This is a genomic window from Nocardia sp. NPDC051833 (assembly GCF_040681225.1).
In the GTDB taxonomy this organism is placed as follows: Bacteria; Actinomycetota; Actinomycetes; order Mycobacteriales; family Mycobacteriaceae; genus Nocardia.
On sequence record NZ_JBFAYK010000001.1, the window covers coordinates 2,646,887 to 2,663,241 of the forward strand.

Sequence of the window (16,355 nt, forward strand, 5' to 3'; positions counted from 1 at the left end):
GAGCGCCGAGTCCGTCGCCGCCGCGAAACGGCGAGGCACCCGTTCACGCCGGAGCGGCAAGTCAGCCGGCCACACCAGAGCGCCGAGCCACCCGGCCCACGCCGGAGCGGCGAGCCAGCCACCCACGCCGGAACGCCGAGCCAGCCGCCGCGGCGAAACGGCGAGCCACCCGTTCACGCCGGAGCGGCAAGTCAGCCGGCCACGCCGGAACGCCGAGCCAGCCGCCGCGGCGAAGTGGCGAACCACCCGTTCGCGGCTGAGCGGCAGTCAGCCGTCCACGCCAGAGCGGCGAGCCAGCCGCCCGCGCCAGAGCGGCGAGCCGCGCGCCGTCACCACCTGACTGGTCGACCGGCTGACCGCACTGCTGGGGACTGCGCCCACCTACTGCTCGACTCCTCGATCAACCACAGTCCGCGTGGCCGACCGCGAGTCGTGCGGTCCGCCGGCGACGATCGTCCACCGCGACTTCCAGGGGTCGACCATTACCCGGCGGCGGGGGAGTAGATCACCGTCCTCGACCTTGCCGACGCGCATCATCATCACCCCGCGATCGACGGACTCCGCCTCATGAACTTCCCCTCGGTCGATCTCGCCCGTCGCTCCCGGACCGCACGGATCGGCTCGCCGCCCTCGGCTTCGCGACATGCTTCACGGGCACCCCGCGATCGACGGGCTCCGTCCCGCGATCTCGCAGTCGGCCGATCGCGCCCTCCGCTCCGGAGACGGGAAGATCGATGCGTGGCAGCACCCGACCGCTAGGCCGAGAAGCGATTCGCCGTCAGATCCCGGGCAGCGATTGCCCCGCGCCCCGCCGAGCCGAGCCGTCCGTGCCGCCGCACCATTGCCACCGCCGGAGGATTGCCACTGCCGAGCTGTCCGTGCCACCGAGCTACGCCGCCCTGAAGCTGAGCCGTCCGTGCCACCGAGCTACGCCGCTCTGGCGCCGAGCCACCCGCGCTGCCGCACAACTGCCACCGCCGAGCCGTTCGCGCCGCCGAGCGATGCTCACCCGTACCAAGAATTCCCGAGCGGGATCGAGTCGCGTGAGCGGATTGATCGCTGAGACGATCTGACCAAAGCATCCGCTGGGTGATTGCTCGAGTCGACCGGCGAGAATCAGGCGCCGCCGTGTTCCACGTGAAACAGTTCAGCAGGGGCGGTTTGCGGCACGCCGCCGCAACCATCGAATTTCGACCCGATCCGACCCTAGGCAACGACCCTCAGCCGATTTCGTCACGTTACGAAACGTGAATCAGCGCTTCCGCGACTTCTTCTCCGCACCCGCGACTTTTCGCCCACCCCGACGGGTCGGGCGCTCGGCGCGGGGGAGCAGTTCGGCACTGATCACCAGAGTCGGCACCTCCACGATCCCGGCGCCGCATCCGACCACCCGGAGATCGGTGGCGCCGTCGCGGATCAGTTCGGCACCGTCACGCTCGAGTTCCTCGGCAGCGCTCGTGCCCTTGAGTGCGAGCATCCGACCGTGGTCGCGAAGGAGGGGGAGGGACCAGTGCGCGAGCTTCGCGAGCGGCGCGACCGCGCGCGAGGTGACGACATCCGCGCCGCCGGCCTCCTTGATGACGCCGGACTGCTCGGCGCGCCCACGAACCACGGTGACATTCTTGAGCCCGACCTCCTCCGTGAACTCACCCAGAAACACGGTGCGCCGAAGCAGCGGCTCGACGAGGGTGATGCGGAGGTCCGGCCGGGCGATGGCCAAGGGGATGCCGGGGAGTCCGGCGCCGCTGCCGACATCGACGACGGACGCGCCCTCTTCGATCAGCTCGCCGACCACGGCGCAGTTGAGGATGTGGCGCTCCCAGAGGCGGGGGACTTCGCGCGGGCCGATGAGGCCGCGCTCCACGCCGGCGGTGGCCAGCGCCGCGCAGTAGCGGCGGGCGAGGTCCAGGCGGTCGCCGAACACCCGCGCGGCAGCGGCGGGCGGTTCCAGCTCGGCGGACAGCGCACCCAGTTCGAGTTCCACGTGAAACATCCTTCCGAGTGGTGGTCGATCGCAATAGGGCATGAATAAGGCCCCCGGTCCGAGACCGGAGGCCCTATCACACCAAACGTGGTCGCGGCGGAATCAGCCTACTCGGGCACTACCACCACATGACGATTCGGCTCGACACCTTCGCTCTCGCTCGCCACGCCGTCGATATCGGCGACGGCGTCGTGGACGATCTTGCGCTCGAACGGGGTCATCGCCGACAGCGCCTCGGGCTTGCCCGACTCGAGCACCCGCTTCGCCGCGGCGACGCCGAGCTCGCTCAGATCGGTGCGACGCTGCGCGCGCCAGCCGGCCACATCGAGCATCAGGCGGCTGCGAACACCGGTCGCCTGCTGCACCGCCAGGCGGGTCAGCTCCTGCAGCGCGTCGAGAACTTCGCCGTTGCGTCCGACGAGCTTGGTCAGATCGCGGCCGCCATCAATGCTCACGACGGCGCGGTCACCCTCGACATCGAGGTCGATATCGCCGTCGAAGTCGAGCACATCCAGCAGCTGCTCGAGGTAGTCGCCCGCGATCTCGCCCTCTTCGATCAACGCTTCTTCGGCGTCGTTCACGACGTCAACAGTCGTCGCCACAGTGGCGTCCCCTCCGTCGGTCTCGGTCTCAACAGTCATTGGATTCCTCTATCCGATCGCCACTCAGCGCTTACGCTTCTGGTTCGCGCGGCCGCGGTTACCCGGCCGCTTCTGGCCGCCCGGCCTGCGCTGGCCGCCACCCTGCTTGGCGGTCTGCTTGGCGGTGCCGTTGGTCGAGGCGGTGCCGTTGGTCGACGACTCGTCGGTCGCGGCGTCCTGCGGTCGCTTGCGGACGTCGACCGGCTTGGCGCCGGGCTTCGGTGCGTTCTGCGCCCGCTGCTCCAGCTTCTTCGCCTTCTTCTCTTCCTCTTCCTTCTCCATGCGGCCGAACACCAGGTGCTGCTGACCGTAGGTCCAGATGTTGTTCGCCACCCAGTAGATCAGGATGCCGATCATCAGGAAGGGGCCACCGACGAGCACGCCGAGCGGGAAGACCCACAGCGACAGCTTGTTCATGATGGCGGCCTGCGGGTTCGCGGCGGCTTCCGGCGTCTGACGCTCGACGGAGGCGCGGGCGTTGAAGTGCGTCGCCAGACCGGCGATCACCATCAGCGGGATCGCGACGAGGGCGATGGTGAGCTTGGTCGGGGTGCCGCCCCACTCGGCGAAGGCTTCCAGCTCGCTCTGCGGCATCGTGATGAACGACGCGATCGGCGCACCGAAGATGCGGGCGCTCAGGAACGACTGGACGTCGGCCGCGGAGAAGATGTAGTTCGGGGTGTGCGCGTTGTCGTACGCGGACATCCCCAGCTGACCGAAGCCGTGGCCGGTGCGGTTGAACGAACGGAGCACGTGGAAGAGACCGAGGAACACGGGTACCTGCACGAGCACCGGCAGACAGCCCATCAGGGGGTTGAAGCCGTGTTCCTTCTGCAGTTTCTGCATCTCCCGCGCCATGGTCTCGCGGTCGTTCTTGTACTTCTTCTGCAGCTCCTTGATCTGGGGCTGCAGCTCCTGCATCTGCTTGGTGGTGCGCACCTGCTTCACGAACGGCTTGTAGAGCACGAGCCGTAGCGTGAAGACCAGGAAGACGATGGCGAGGCTCCAGGCGAGCCCGCTGTCGGCTCCGAACACGAAGCCGAAGGCTTTGTGCCAGAACCACAGAATCGCGGATACCGGCCAATAGATGATGTCGAGCACGGCTCTAGGTACTCCCGTCGTTCGTATCGCCGATCAGCGCGGGCGATGACTTTGTGCAGGCATTCGACCCGCGCTCTGGCACGGGATCCCACCCTCCAGGGTGCCAGGGCGCGCATTTCGCGAGGCGCACGACCGTCAGTGCCGATCCGACGAACAGCCCGCGCGTGCGCAGGGCGGTCACCGCGTATTCACTGCAGGTGGGAGTGAACCGGCAGATCGGCATCCGGGTGGGGGAGACATAGGTCCGGTACAGCTCGATCAGGAAGATCAGCGTGTTCGCGGGTAGCCGGGTGAGGGTCCTCATCGCCGCTCACCGGCCGGGGTGCGACCGAGCGCGGGCTCCGGTGCACTACGCAAACCGAGCTTGCGTAGTCCGGTGCGCAGCTGGCGCAGCAACTCGGCGGAGTCGGCGGTGGCCGCACCGGGCAGCGCCCGGATCACGACATCGGTACCGGCCGGCAGTTCGTCGACGATCTGGGCGCACATATGACGCAGGCGGCGGGCCACCCGGTGGCGAACCACCGCGTTACCCACCGCCTTGCTCACAATCAGCCCGAACCGCGGACCGCCTACCCGGATCAGGGAATCGACGTCGGCGACATCGTCGTACGTGTGCGTGAACGCGTGTACGACGAGATCTCGCCTCCCGATTCGCTGACCGCGGCGCACCGTGCGGGAGAATTCGGCACGGTGGTGCAACCGATACGGCTCAGGCAACACCCGAGCGTCCGACTACGCGCGATCAGGCAGTCAGTTCGGCACGGCCCTTACGGCGACGCGCCGAAACGATGGCGCGACCCGCACGGGTGCGCATCCGGAGGCGGAAGCCGTGCACGCGCGCCCGACGACGGTTGTTCGGCTGGAACGTCCGCTTGCCCTTGGCCACGGTCAACACTCCTCGAGTTGGTGGGCACCGTTCGGCGCCCGAAGTCTGTTCAATGATTCGGATGTCTGCGCAGCGGACCGCGGTCTACACGCAGAAAGCCTTGGCGATCGACGTGCAGCACACAGCCGCCACCGCGCCAAGGGGTGACTGTACGAGGGTACTGATACCGCTACGCAGGGTCAAACTCGGCCCCCAAAGCACGTGCGCCAGGCACAATGTCCAGATTACCGGACCCCGGCGCGGCACCTCGTGCTGGGCCGACCTGGGGCGACACGCCCGGGGAGCACTGACGCATCGGCCGACTTTTCGTGAGTTCGTCCACACCTCTGGCCTTCTGCGGCGGCTACCGCTAACCTCTGTAGCCGGGGGATTGCTGAAGAACCGCAGGTCCAGCCCCATTCACTGCCACACGCTGGCAGATTCCCTCTATCCCCAGGTTTGTCCACATCTGTGGATAATTGTGTGGAAAGACGGCCGGAGTGGCATATTCGTAGGGCCGACGGTGCCCGCGCCGCAGTCCGGATTCTGGGACCGCACGGCGTTCGAACCGGCTTCGGTTGTACGCAGGATCACTGGATTCCACCTGTTCACAGGTGGTTACCTGCGTGCGCCCGGCCGTGGGCCCCAACAAACCGGTCCGGGGAGGACGCTGTATGGACGACGAGCAGAATGTGCTGGCCACAGTATGGCCAGAGGTGGTTGCCGAGCTCACCACCGGCTCGGCCGACGGCGCCATCCCCGCGGTCAGTCGCGCGCAGCAGGCCTGGCTGAAGCTGGTCAAACCGCTCACCGTCGCCCAGGGCTTCGCGTTGCTGTCGGTTCCGTCCTCGCTGGCGCAGGAGGCGATCGAGCGCGATCTGCGCGAGCCGATCCTGCGCTCGCTGGGTCGCCGGCTCGGTCCGCAGGTCGAGGGATTGGGTGTGCGCATCGCCGCGCCGAGCCCGGCCGCGGGGGAGCGGGCGGGCAGCTCGCCCCGGCACGCCAGGATGACCAGCCGACCGGAGCGCCCGCGCGAGCAGGTGCGCCCGCCGACCGGCTACCCCGGCCCCGATTTCAGTGTTCCCGACTACGCCGCGCGCGGTGAGTACGGCCGCCCCCGCTACGGCGCGGGCGAGTACCCCGCGGGCAACGGTGAGTACGGCGGCGACTATCCGGGTGGCCAGGAGTATCCGCCCACCGGGGAGTACGGCAGCGGCTACGGCGGCCGCGAGTACCCCGCGCAGCCGGGTGAGTACGGCGGCGAGCGGCCCGACTACGCCGGTCATCGCGAGTACCAGGCCGAGCCGGAGTACCGGCAGCCCGAACCGGAGTACTCCGCGCAGCCGGACTACCAGCAGCAGCCCGAGTACCCGCAGCAAGCGGACTACGCGCCGACGCCGGAATACGGCCAGGCCCCGGAGTTCCAGCCCGAGCGCCCCGAGTTCCCCGGCACCGATTTCGAACCGACCGCGGTCTATCGGGTGCCCGACTTCGCCAACGGCGAGTTCGGCGGACGCGGGGAGTTCCCCGGCGGCCGCCCCGAACAGCGGCAGACCGAGTCCGCGCCACCCGCCCGGCGGGAGCAGTCCGGTCCGACCCGGCGTGAGCACATCCCGCCGGGCCAGGAATCGCTGTTCACCCCGGACCCGCCGCCGCAGCGCGCGCCGAGCCGGAGCCGTGGTCCGCAGCCGGAGGAGCCGATCGCCGCGCGGGCCGAGGAAGCCCCCGCCGAGGTCGCGCCGGAACCGCTTCGCCCGGGGACGCCCGGTGCCGAGCCCGCTGACGACGAGCCGGTGGTCGACGCCCGCAACAACTGGCCGACGTACTTCAACAAGTCGCCCGAGGCCCCGCCGCAGGCGTCGTCCTCGGCGAGCCTGAACGCCAAGTACACGTTCGAGACGTTCGTCATCGGCGCGTCCAACCGGTTCGCGCACGCCGCCGCGGTCGCCATCGCGGAAGCGCCGGCGCGGGCCTACAACCCGCTGTTCGTCTGGGGTGCTTCGGGTCTGGGCAAGACGCATCTGCTGCACGCGGCCGGGCACTACGCGCAGCGGCTGTTCCCCGGCATGCGGGTGAAGTACGTCTCCACCGAGGAGTTCACCAACGACTTCATCAACAGCCTGCGCGACGACCGCAAGGTCGCGTTCAAGCGGCGCTACCGCGAGACCGACATCCTGCTGGTCGACGACATCCAGTTCATCGAGGGCAAGGAAGGCATCCAGGAGGAGTTCTTCCACACCTTCAACACCCTGCACAACGCGAACAAGCAGATCGTCGTCTCCTCCGACCGCCCGCCCAAGCAGCTGGCGACGCTGGAGGAGCGGCTGCGGACCCGCTTCGAATGGGGCCTGATCACCGACGTGCAGCCGCCCGAACTGGAGACCCGCATCGCGATCCTCCGCAAGAAGGCGCGGATGGACCGGCTCGATGTGCCGCACGACGTGCTCGAGCTGATCGCCAGCCGGGTGGAGCGCAACATCCGTGAGCTCGAGGGCGCGCTGATCCGGGTGACGGCCTTCGCCTCGCTCAACGGCCAGCCGCTGGATCTCTCGCTGGCCGAGGTCGTGCTGCGCGATCTCATGCCCGACACCGCGGCGCTGGAGATCAACGCGGCGACGATCATGGCCGTCACCGCCGAGTACTTCAACACCACGCTGGAGGAACTGACCGGGCCCGGCAAGGCCAGGCCGCTCGCGCAGGCCCGCCAGATCGCGATGTACCTGTGCCGCGAGCTCACCGATCTGTCGCTGCCCAAGATCGGGCAGGCGTTCGGTCGCGACCACACGACGGTGATGTACGCGGAGAAGAAAGTGCGTAAGGAGATGACCGAGCGCCGCCGCGTCTACGACCAGGTGCAAGAACTCACAGCCCGGATCAAACAGCGCTCGCGCTGATTTCATCCACACCCTCGAACACCGCCCTGACCTGGGGCGGTGTTCTTTTTTGCCCTGTGGATTCCTCGAGGAATCCCTGTGGAGTCCTCGAGGAATCCTCGAGTAGTGCACCGGTTGGCGCACAGGGGCTGGGGAGCGAGCTGGGGGTGTTCACTCACAGGAAGTTGTCCACATCGTCCACAGCCGGATTCACTCACACCTCCACGGTCACTCCGACCTGCGACGTCGGCGGATCGGGCCTGTGGATTCCTCGAGGAATCCGTGTGGAGTCCTCGAGGAATCCACCTGGTTGCCACCACCCTGCCCCCGCGTGTGAACAACAGGGTGAATCCGGTGGAACAACTCGAGGACTACTCGAGGATGGAAATGGGACAACTTCGGGAGTCCACAGACGCCCCCGGTTCATCCTCGAGACACCCCACGGCCATCCCCATCCCGACGTGCGCTCTGACCTGCGGATTCGGTCGAAGTCCACAGATTCCACAGTGCCTACTACTACTTCAGTTCTCTTTCTTGAAGAGATCTCTTCAAAACAGGGTGTGTGGAAAGTCGGTCGGGGAGGCTCAGCTCGGTCGGTGCTCCACTCACAAGCGGCAAGGAGGAGAGGGGACGGGTAGGGAGGGCTCGATCGGCTGGGAGGGTCGATGCGGACTTCCCGCGATGCCCGGGTACCGTTTGGTTGTCGGCTTGTTGTGCGAGACTCAGTGCGCGGCCGACGCAGCACCTCAACTCCGCTGAACACCCCGCACACGGATTCGAAACTCGGAGAGGACAAATCGGGCGATGGAGCTTGCGAGCATGAAGTTTCGGGTCGCCCGAGAGGATTTCGCCGAGTCGGTGGCCTGGGTGGCGCGCAGCCTGCCCTCCCGTCCTCCCGTGCCTGTTCTGGGCGGTGTGCTGCTGGTCGCCGACGAGAACGGGCTGACCGTCTCCGGCTTCGACTACGAGGTCTCCGCGCAGATGCGGGTGGCCGCCGAGGTCGCCGGTCCCGGTCAGGTGCTGGTCTCGGGCCGGCTGCTCGCCGACATCACCAAGGCGCTGTCCAACAAGCCGGTCGATGTCTCCGTCGACGGCACGCGCGTGCTCATCGCCTGCGGTAGTGCCAAGTTCTCCCTGCCGACCATGCCGGTCGAGGACTATCCCCAGCTGCCCGAGGTACCGCAGCAGACCGGTGAGCTCGGTGTGGACGTGTTCGCCGAGGCGGTCGGCCAGGTCGCCGTCGCCGCGGGCCGCGACGACACGCTCCCCATGCTCACCGGCATCCGGGTCGAGATCGAGGGCAACGACGTGGTGCTGGCCGCCACCGACCGCTTCCGCCTGGCCGTGCGCCACCTGCAGTGGCAGCCCACCCGCCCCGACATCGAGACCGCCGTGCTCATCCCGGCGCGCACGCTGTCCGAGGCCGCCAAGACCCTCGGCGCCACCGACGCGCCCGTGCAGCTCTCGCTGGGCACCGGCGGCGGGGCCGACGGCCTGCTCGGCATCGTCAACGCGGGCAGGCGCACCACCACCCGCCTGCTCGACGCGGAATTCCCCAAGTTCCGCCAGTTGCTCCCCAAGGAGCACACCTCCATCGCCACGCTGCCCGTCGCGGCGCTGTCCGAGGCGATCAAGCGCGTCGCCCTGGTGGCCGAGCGCGGTGCCCAGGTGCGGCTGGAGTTCTCCACCGACGGCGTACTGCTGTCGGCGGGTGGGGACGACGCGGGCCGCGCCGAGGAATGGCTGGAGGCCGACTTCCGCGGTGAGCCGCTGACCATCGCCTTCAACCCCGGCTACCTGACCGAAGGTCTGTCGGCGCTGCACGCGGACCGGGTGACCTTCGGTTTCACCACCCCGAGCCGTCCCGCCGTGCTGCTGCCCGCCTCCGACGAGGAGCCCAAGGTGCTCGAGTCCGGTGCGTTCGCGGCGCTGGAGAGCCAGTACATCTACCTGCTGATGCCGGTCCGGCTGCCCGGCTGAGCCGGCCCGCCCGCGTAACCCGGCATGTTCATTCGTGCGCTGTCGGTCCGTGATTTCCGGTCGTGGGAACACGCCGAGCTCGAGTTGTCCCCAGGGCGCACGGTGCTGCTGGGGGCGAACGGCAACGGTAAGACCAATCTGCTCGAGGCGATCGGCTATCTCGCGACGCTGGGCTCGCATCGGGTCTCCGCCGACGCCCCCCTGATCCGGATGGGGGCAACGCAGGCGCGGATCGGGGCGACCGTGGTCAATACCGGCCGCGAACTGCGCGTCGATGTGGAGCTCAAGCAGGGCAGCGCCAACCGTGCCCAGATCAACCGGTCACCGGTGCGCCGGTCCAGGGAGATCCTCGGGATCCTGCAGACCGTGCTGTTCGCGCCGGAGGACCTGTCGCTGGTGCGCGGTGACCCGGGGGAGCGCAGACGGTTCCTCGACGAGTTGTGCACAGCCCGCCTGCCTCGGCTGGCCGGTGTGCGCGCGGACTACGACAAGGTGCTGCGCCAGCGCTCGGCCCTGTTGAAAACCGCTGGGCGCCATGTGCGTTCCCGCGCCGACCTGAGCACCCTCGACGTGTGGGACGGGCATCTGGCCGAACACGCGTCGGTGCTGCTGGCCCAGCGATTGCGCCTGGTCCACGACCTGTATCCGTATCTGGCGCAGGCCTATCGGTCGATCGCGCCCGAATCACGCCCCGCGGCAATCGCTTACCGATCGGGTTACCTGCCGCCCGAATTGCTCGACCCCGCCAGGGAGCCGGGGGCCGACGATGTGGCCCAGCTGCACGAGATCGTGCTGCGCGAGCTCGCCGCCGCAAGGACCCGTGAGCTCGAACGCGGTGTGTGCCTGGTCGGCCCGCATCGCGACGACCTGGACCTGCTGCTCGGCAGCGCGCCGGCCAAGGGCTTCGCCAGTCACGGCGAGTCCTGGTCGTTCGCGCTGGCGCTGCGGCTGGCCTCGTTCGAACTGCTGCGCGGCGCGGGCACCGAGCCGGTGCTGCTGCTCGACGACGTGTTCGCCGAACTGGATCGGCGCAGGCGGACCGCGCTGGCCGAGGTGGCCGCGGGGGCGGAGCAGGTGCTCATCACCGCCGCGGTGGCCGAGGACGTGCCGTCCGAGCTGGCCGCCGAACCACTGCGGGTGCAAACGACCGGCGAAGCCGACCGGCGCACCTCGCGGATCGTCACCGAGGTGGCCGAACAATCCGAAGATATGCACAGATAGCGATAGTTATCAACAGCATCCTGTGGAAAACCGGCAACATGCTGGACATATGCCGGATCGTCCCGGGCGTGCTGTCGGCGCCGCGGCGTAGACTCGGTCCGCACTCGGCCAGCATCGACACCGGAAGGCGGAACCGAGGTGAGCGAAGAGCCCGAACCGGAGCTGCGCGGGATCGACCTGGCCCGGCGCGCGCTGGAGGAGGCCAGGGCCGCGGCCAAGGCCAGCGGCAAGTCGGTCGGCCAGGGCCGGGCGTCCCCGGTCCGCAAGCTGCGCGCGGGCGGCCGCAGGCGCACCGGCTGGTCCGGCGCCGGCCCCGATCCGCGTGATCCCCAGCTGTTGTCGGCGCTGACCGGCTCGATCGCGAAGAGTCGTGGCTGGTCGGGCAAGGTGGCCGAGGGCATGGTCTTCGGTCGCTGGCCGAGCGTGGTCGGTGAGGACATCGCCGCGCACGCCACCCCGGTGACGTTGGAGGGCGGTGTGCTGAAGATCGCCGCCGAGTCCACCGCGTGGGCCACCCAGCTGCGCATGCTGCAGGGCCAGATCCTGGCCAAGATCAATGCCGCCGTCGGCCAGGGCGTGGTCACCTCGTTGCGGATCACCGGTCCCGCGGCGCCGAGCTGGCGCAAGGGCGAGCGGCACATCAAAGGTCGCGGCCCGCGCGACACCTACGGATAGCCGAGCGGTGACCGGGGTGAGTTGCCTTGCGGCGGCGCCGCTCCCAGGCCCGGAGTTTTGTACATGTGGACAAAACCTGTGGATAACTCCGGACGGCCGCGAAGCCGGGCGATCGCGTTTCACGTGGAACCGCCGAACGCAAGTCTCACGCCAGTTCTGCCGGGCGGAAATCTCCGGGAGGCGGAATCTTGTCACCGTAGACCGATTTCTTGCATTCACGGCGGCGTCAGGGGTGTCGTAGGTGCACTGTAAGTTGGGCTTACCAGTAGGATGGTGACGTAACCAGCGGCGAACCCTCGACGCGTGCTGTGCAGTCCGCGTGCTGCCCGATCGCTGCGACAGGGATCAGCAAGTAAGGAGAGCTACCGAGAAGTGGCTGCCAACGACTCCAACGCATCGGGCAACAAGCAGGGCTACGGTGCCTCCTCCATCACAGTCCTCGAAGGCCTCGAAGCGGTGCGCAAGCGCCCTGGCATGTACATCGGTTCCACCGGTGAGCGCGGCCTCCACCACCTCATCTGGGAGGTTGTGGACAACTCGGTCGACGAGGCGATGGCCGGCTACGCGACCCGGGTCGACGTGACCCTGCTGGAGGACGGCGGCGTCGAGGTCATCGACGACGGCCGCGGCATCCCCACCGCCATGCACGCGCAGGGCATTCCGACCGTCGAGGTCGTCATGACGCAGCTACACGCGGGCGGCAAGTTCGACTCCGACTCCTACGCCGTCTCCGGTGGTCTGCACGGCGTCGGCATCTCGGTCGTCAACGCGCTGTCCAGCAAGCTGGAAGCCGAGATCGACACCGACGGCTACCACTGGGCGCAGACCTACAAGGACGCGAAGCCGGGCAAGCTGATCCAGGGCGAACCGACCAAGCGCACCGGTACGACGATCCGCTTCTGGGCCGACCCGGAGATCTTCGAGACCACCACCTACAACTTCGAGACGGTCGCGCGCCGCCTGCAGGAGATGGCCTTCCTGAACAAGGGCCTGACCATCACCCTGACCGATCAGCGGGTCAGCGAGTCCGATGTCATCGACGAGGTCGTCAGCGATACCGCCGAGGCGCCCAAGCACGCCGAGGAAGGCGCCGACAAGCCGGTCGAGCACAAGGTCAAGACCCGGACCTACCACTACCCGGGCGGCCTGGTGGACTTCGTCCGCCACATCAACCGCACCAAGCAGGCCATCCACAACTCCGTCGTCGGCTTCACCGGCAAGGGCACCGGCCACGAGCTCGAGGTCGCGATGCAGTGGAACTCGGGCTACTCCGAGTCGGTCCACACCTTCGCCAACACGATCAACACCCACGAGGGCGGCACCCACGAAGAGGGCTTCCGCGCGGCGCTGACCACGGTGGTCAACAAGTACGCCAAGGAGAAGAAGCTCCTCAAGGAGAAGGACGGCAACCTCACCGGTGACGACATCCGCGAGGGCCTGGCCGCCATCGTGAGTGTCAAGGTCGGTGAGCCGCAGTTCGAGGGCCAGACCAAGACCAAGCTCGGCAACACCGAGGTCAAGTCGTTCGTGCAGCGTGCCTGCAACGAGCACCTGACGCACTGGTTCGAGGCCAACCCGGCCGACGCGAAGACCATCGTGCAGAAGGCGGTGTCCTCGGCGCAGGCCCGCGTGGCCGCGCGCAAGGCGCGTGAGCTGGTGCGCCGCAAGTCCGCCACCGACCTGGGCGGCCTGCCCGGCAAGCTGGCCGACTGCCGCTCCAAGGATCCGAGCAAGTGCGAGATCTACATCGTCGAGGGTGACTCCGCCGGTGGCTCGGCCAAGTCCGGCCGCGACTCGATGTACCAGGCGATCCTGCCGCTGCGCGGCAAGATCATCAACGTCGAGAAGGCCCGCATCGACCGCGTCCTCAAGAACAACGAGGTCCAGTCGATCATCACCGCGTTCGGCACCGGCATCCACGACGAGTTCGACATCGCGAAGCTGCGCTACAACAAGATCATCCTGATGGCCGACGCCGACGTCGACGGCCAGCACATCGCGACCCTGCTGCTCACGCTGCTGTTCCGGTTCATGCGCCCGCTGGTCGAGCACGGTCACGTGTTCCTGGCCCAGCCGCCGCTGTACAAGCTCAAGTGGATGCGCACCGAGCCGGAGTTCGCCTACTCCGACCGCGAGCGCGACGCGCTGCTCGAGGCCGGTCTGGCCGCGGGCAAGAAGATCAACAAGGACGACGGCGTCCAGCGCTACAAGGGTCTGGGCGAGATGAACGCCAAGGAGCTGTGGGAAACCACGATGGATCCGTCGGTGCGGGTGCTTCGTCAGGTGACGCTCGACGACGCGGCCGCGGCCGACGAGCTGTTCTCCGTGCTCATGGGCGAAGACGTGGAGGCACGTCGCAGCTTCATCACCCGCAATGCCAAGGACGTCCGCTTCCTGGACGTGTAACCGGTGCTGCGCCGTAAGCGCGCGCCCGTGAAGCATGTCAGGCCCTCGAAGGAGATTTGATGACTGAGACCACGCTGCCGCCCTCCGGTGGTGCGGGCGACCGGATCGAACCGGTCGACATCCAGACCGAAATGCAGAGCAGCTACATCGATTACGCGATGAGCGTGATCGTCGGCCGCGCGCTGCCCGATGTGCGCGACGGCCTCAAGCCGGTGCACCGGCGCGTGCTCTACGCGATGTACGACAACGGCTACCGGCCCGATCGCGGTTACGTGAAGTCGGCGCGTCCGGTCGCCGAGACCATGGGTAACTACCACCCGCACGGCGACTCGTCGATCTACGACACCCTCGTGCGCATGGCCCAGCCCTGGTCGCTGCGGTACCCGCTGGTCGACGGTCAGGGCAACTTCGGTTCCCGCGGCAACGACGGCGCGGCCGCCATGCGATACACCGAGTGCCGCCTGACGCCGCTCGCGATGGAGATGCTGCGCGACATCGACAGCGAGACCGTCGATTTCGTCCCCAACTACGACGGTCGCTCGCAGGAGCCGACCGTGCTGCCCGCCCGCGTGCCCGCGCTGCTGATGAACGGCAGCAACGGCATCGCGGTCGGCATGGCGACCAACATCCCGCCGCACAACCTCAACGAGCTGGCCGAGGCCATCTACTGGGCGCTGGAGAACCACGACGCCGACGAGGAGACCACCCTCGCCGCGTGCATGGAGCGGGTCAAGGGCCCGGACTTCCCGACGCACGGCCTGATCGTCGGCAGCCAGGGCATCCACGACGCCTACACCACCGGCCGCGGTTCGATCCGCATGCGCGGTGTGGTGGAGATCGAGGAGGGCAGCCGCGGGCAGACCCAGATCGTCATTACCGAGTTGCCGTACCAGGTGAACACCGACAACTTCATCAACTCGATCGCCGAGCAGGTCAAGGACGGCAAGATCGCGGGTATCTCCGATATCCACGACGAGTCCTCCGACCGGGTCGGCATGCGCATCGTGGTGACGGTCAAGCGCGACGCGGTCGCCAAGGTCGTGCTGAACAACCTGTACAAGCACACCCAGCTGCAGACCAGCTTCGGCGCGAACATGCTCTCGATCGTCGACGGCGTGCCGCGCACACTGCGGCTGGACCAGATGATCCGGCACTACACCGCGCATCAGCTCGAGGTCATCGTCCGGCGCACCCGCTACCTGCTGCGCAAGGCCGAGGAGCGGGCCCACATCCTGCGCGGCCTGGTCAAGGCGCTCGACCTGCTCGACGAGGTCATCGCGCTGATCCGCCGCTCGGCCAACACCGACACCGCGCGCACCGGCCTGATGCAGCTGCTCGAGATCGACGACATCCAGGCCACCGCGATCCTGGACATGCAGCTGCGCCGCCTGTCCGCCCTGGAGCGGCAGCGGATCATCGACGATCTGGCCAAGATCGAGCTCGAGATCGCCGACTACAAGGACATCCTGGAGAAGCCGGAGCGGCAGCGCGCGATCGTGCGCGATGAGCTGGCCGAGATCGTCGAGAAGTACGGCGACGATCGCCGGACCAGGATCATCGCCAACGACGGTGACGTCGCCGACGAGGATCTGATCGCCCGCGAGGACGTGGTCGTCACGATCACCGAGACCGGCTACGCCAAGCGCACCAAGACCGACCTGTACCGCTCGCAGAAGCGCGGCGGCAAGGGTGTGCAGGGCGCCGGCCTCAAGCAGGACGACATCGTCAAGCACTTCTTCGTGTCGTCCACCCACGACTGGCTGCTGTTCTTCACCAACAAGGGCCGGGTCTACCGGGCCAAGGCCTACGAGCTGCCCGAGGCCAACCGGACCGCGCGTGGTCAGCACGTGGCGAACCTGCTGGCCTTCCAGCCGGACGAGAAGATCGCCCAGATCATCCAGCTCAAGACCTACGAGGACGCGCCGTACCTGGTGCTGGCGACCCGCGCGGGCCTGGTGAAGAAGTCCAAGCTCACCGATTTCGACTCCAACCGGTCCGGCGGCATCGTCGCGGTGAACCTGCGCGACGACGACGAGCTGGTCGGCGCCGTGCTGTGCTCGGCCGACGACGACCTGCTGCTGGTCTCGGCGCACGGCCAGTCGATCCGGTTCTCCGCCACCGACGAGGCGCTGCGTCCGATGGGCCGCGCCACCTCCGGTGTGCAGGGCATGCGTTTCAACGCCGACGACGAATTGCTCTCGCTCAATGTGGTCCGCGAGGAGACCTACCTTTTGGTGGCGACCGCGGGTGGGTATGCGAAACGTACGGCGATCGAGGAGTACACCGCGCAGGGTCGTGGCGGAAAAGGCGTATTGACAATTCAGTACGACCCGAAACGTGGCAGCCTGGTCGGTGCGCTCATCGTCGACGACGAGGACGAGTTGTACGCGATCACTTCCAGTGGTGGCGTCATCCGCACCGCAGCCAAGCAAGTTCGGAAAGCTGGACGCCAGACCAAGGGCGTGCGATTGATGAACCTCGCGGATGGCGATACCTTGCTAGCGATCGCGCGCAACGCCGACGAGCCCGATCCCGATCAGCTCACCGGCGACGCGGCTTCGGAGCAATAACCCAAACAGCGGCGGCAACGAACGGATCTGAGGATTCCA

General features: G+C 67.8%; 12 protein-coding genes. 6 read left to right on the top strand and 6 right to left on the bottom strand.

What is annotated here, in order from left to right; all coding sequences use genetic code 11:
- Positions 1 to 1,252 precede the first annotated feature (1,252 nt).
- From rsmG to rpmH, 6 genes are all read right to left on the bottom strand, one after another.
- The gene (rsmG, locus tag AB0L91_RS11965) at positions 1,253 to 1,993 is read right to left on the bottom strand and encodes a 16S rRNA (guanine(527)-N(7))-methyltransferase RsmG (RefSeq protein ID WP_365009330.1); all 741 of its coding nucleotides are present in this window, start codon (positions 1,991 to 1,993) and stop codon (positions 1,253 to 1,255) included.
- 98 nt (positions 1,994 to 2,091) lie between these two features.
- A complete protein-coding gene (locus AB0L91_RS11970; RefSeq protein ID WP_218722267.1) occupies positions 2,092 to 2,625 on the bottom strand; it encodes a protein jag in 534 nt (177 codons plus the stop codon).
- A 24-nt stretch (positions 2,626 to 2,649) separates the two neighbouring features.
- Entirely contained in the window at positions 2,650 to 3,726 is a 1,077-nt protein-coding gene (yidC, locus tag AB0L91_RS11975) for a membrane protein insertase YidC (RefSeq protein ID WP_365009331.1), read from the bottom strand.
- Positions 3,727 to 3,730: 4 nt separating this feature from the next.
- Positions 3,731 to 4,030 carry a membrane protein insertion efficiency factor YidD gene (gene yidD / locus AB0L91_RS11980; protein ID WP_355275339.1) on the bottom strand — a complete coding sequence of 100 codons (300 nt, stop codon included), beginning with the start codon at positions 4,028 to 4,030 and terminating at the stop codon, positions 3,731 to 3,733.
- The gene (gene rnpA, locus AB0L91_RS11985; RefSeq protein ID WP_218722270.1) at positions 4,027 to 4,446 is read right to left on the bottom strand and encodes a ribonuclease P protein component; all 420 of its coding nucleotides are present in this window, start codon (positions 4,444 to 4,446) and stop codon (positions 4,027 to 4,029) included. Before rnpA ends, yidD begins: the two co-directional genes overlap by 4 nt.
- 22 nt (positions 4,447 to 4,468) lie before the next feature.
- Positions 4,469 to 4,612, bottom strand: a complete 144-nt coding sequence (gene rpmH / locus AB0L91_RS11990) for a 50S ribosomal protein L34 (RefSeq protein ID WP_005516618.1) — start codon at positions 4,610 to 4,612, stop codon at positions 4,469 to 4,471.
- Between the two features lie 653 nt (positions 4,613 to 5,265).
- Between rpmH and dnaA the strand changes: the two genes are divergently transcribed.
- The 6 genes from dnaA (at position 5,266) to gyrA (ending at position 16,316) form a co-directional block, all read left to right on the top strand.
- Positions 5,266 to 7,485, top strand: coding sequence for a chromosomal replication initiator protein DnaA (dnaA, locus tag AB0L91_RS11995; RefSeq protein WP_365009334.1), 2,220 nt, complete (start codon positions 5,266 to 5,268; stop codon positions 7,483 to 7,485).
- A 783-nt stretch (positions 7,486 to 8,268) separates the two neighbouring features.
- Positions 8,269 to 9,444: a DNA polymerase III subunit beta gene (dnaN, locus tag AB0L91_RS12000; protein ID WP_355275345.1), complete on the top strand. Its 1,176-nt coding sequence runs from the start codon at positions 8,269 to 8,271 to the stop codon at positions 9,442 to 9,444.
- A gap of 24 nt (positions 9,445 to 9,468) precedes the next feature.
- Positions 9,469 to 10,665 (top strand): DNA replication/repair protein RecF, encoded by a 1,197-nt coding sequence (recF, locus tag AB0L91_RS12005; protein ID WP_365009338.1) that lies wholly within the window; start codon positions 9,469 to 9,471, stop codon positions 10,663 to 10,665.
- Between the two features lie 138 nt (positions 10,666 to 10,803).
- The gene (locus tag AB0L91_RS12010) at positions 10,804 to 11,340 is read left to right on the top strand and encodes a DUF721 family protein (protein WP_355275348.1); all 537 of its coding nucleotides are present in this window, start codon (positions 10,804 to 10,806) and stop codon (positions 11,338 to 11,340) included.
- A gap of 372 nt (positions 11,341 to 11,712) precedes the next feature.
- Positions 11,713 to 13,746 (top strand): DNA topoisomerase (ATP-hydrolyzing) subunit B, encoded by a 2,034-nt coding sequence (gene gyrB, locus AB0L91_RS12015; protein ID WP_365009340.1) that lies wholly within the window; start codon positions 11,713 to 11,715, stop codon positions 13,744 to 13,746.
- Positions 13,747 to 13,805: 59 nt separating this feature from the next.
- A complete protein-coding gene (gyrA, locus tag AB0L91_RS12020; RefSeq protein ID WP_365009343.1) occupies positions 13,806 to 16,316 on the top strand; it encodes a DNA gyrase subunit A in 2,511 nt (836 codons plus the stop codon).
- The last annotated feature ends 39 nt before the right edge of the window (positions 16,317 to 16,355 follow it).

Bases quoted from the DNA above. Each gene is read 5' to 3' on its own strand.
- yidD (WP_355275339.1), bottom strand. From the start codon at position 4,030: ATGAGGACCCTCACCCGGCTACCCGCGAACACGCTGATCTTCCTGATC.
- recF (WP_365009338.1), top strand. From the start codon at position 9,469: ATGTTCATTCGTGCGCTGTCGGTCCGTGATTTCCGGTCGTGGGAACAC.
- rsmG (WP_365009330.1), bottom strand. From the start codon at position 1,993: ATGTTTCACGTGGAACTCGAACTGGGTGCGCTGTCCGCCGAGCTGGAA.
- dnaA (WP_365009334.1), top strand. From the start codon at position 5,266: ATGGACGACGAGCAGAATGTGCTGGCCACAGTATGGCCAGAGGTGGTT.
- dnaN (WP_355275345.1), top strand. From the start codon at position 8,269: ATGGAGCTTGCGAGCATGAAGTTTCGGGTCGCCCGAGAGGATTTCGCC.
- AB0L91_RS11970 (WP_218722267.1), bottom strand. From the start codon at position 2,625: ATGACTGTTGAGACCGAGACCGACGGAGGGGACGCCACTGTGGCGACG.
- gyrA (WP_365009343.1), top strand. From the start codon at position 13,806: ATGACTGAGACCACGCTGCCGCCCTCCGGTGGTGCGGGCGACCGGATC.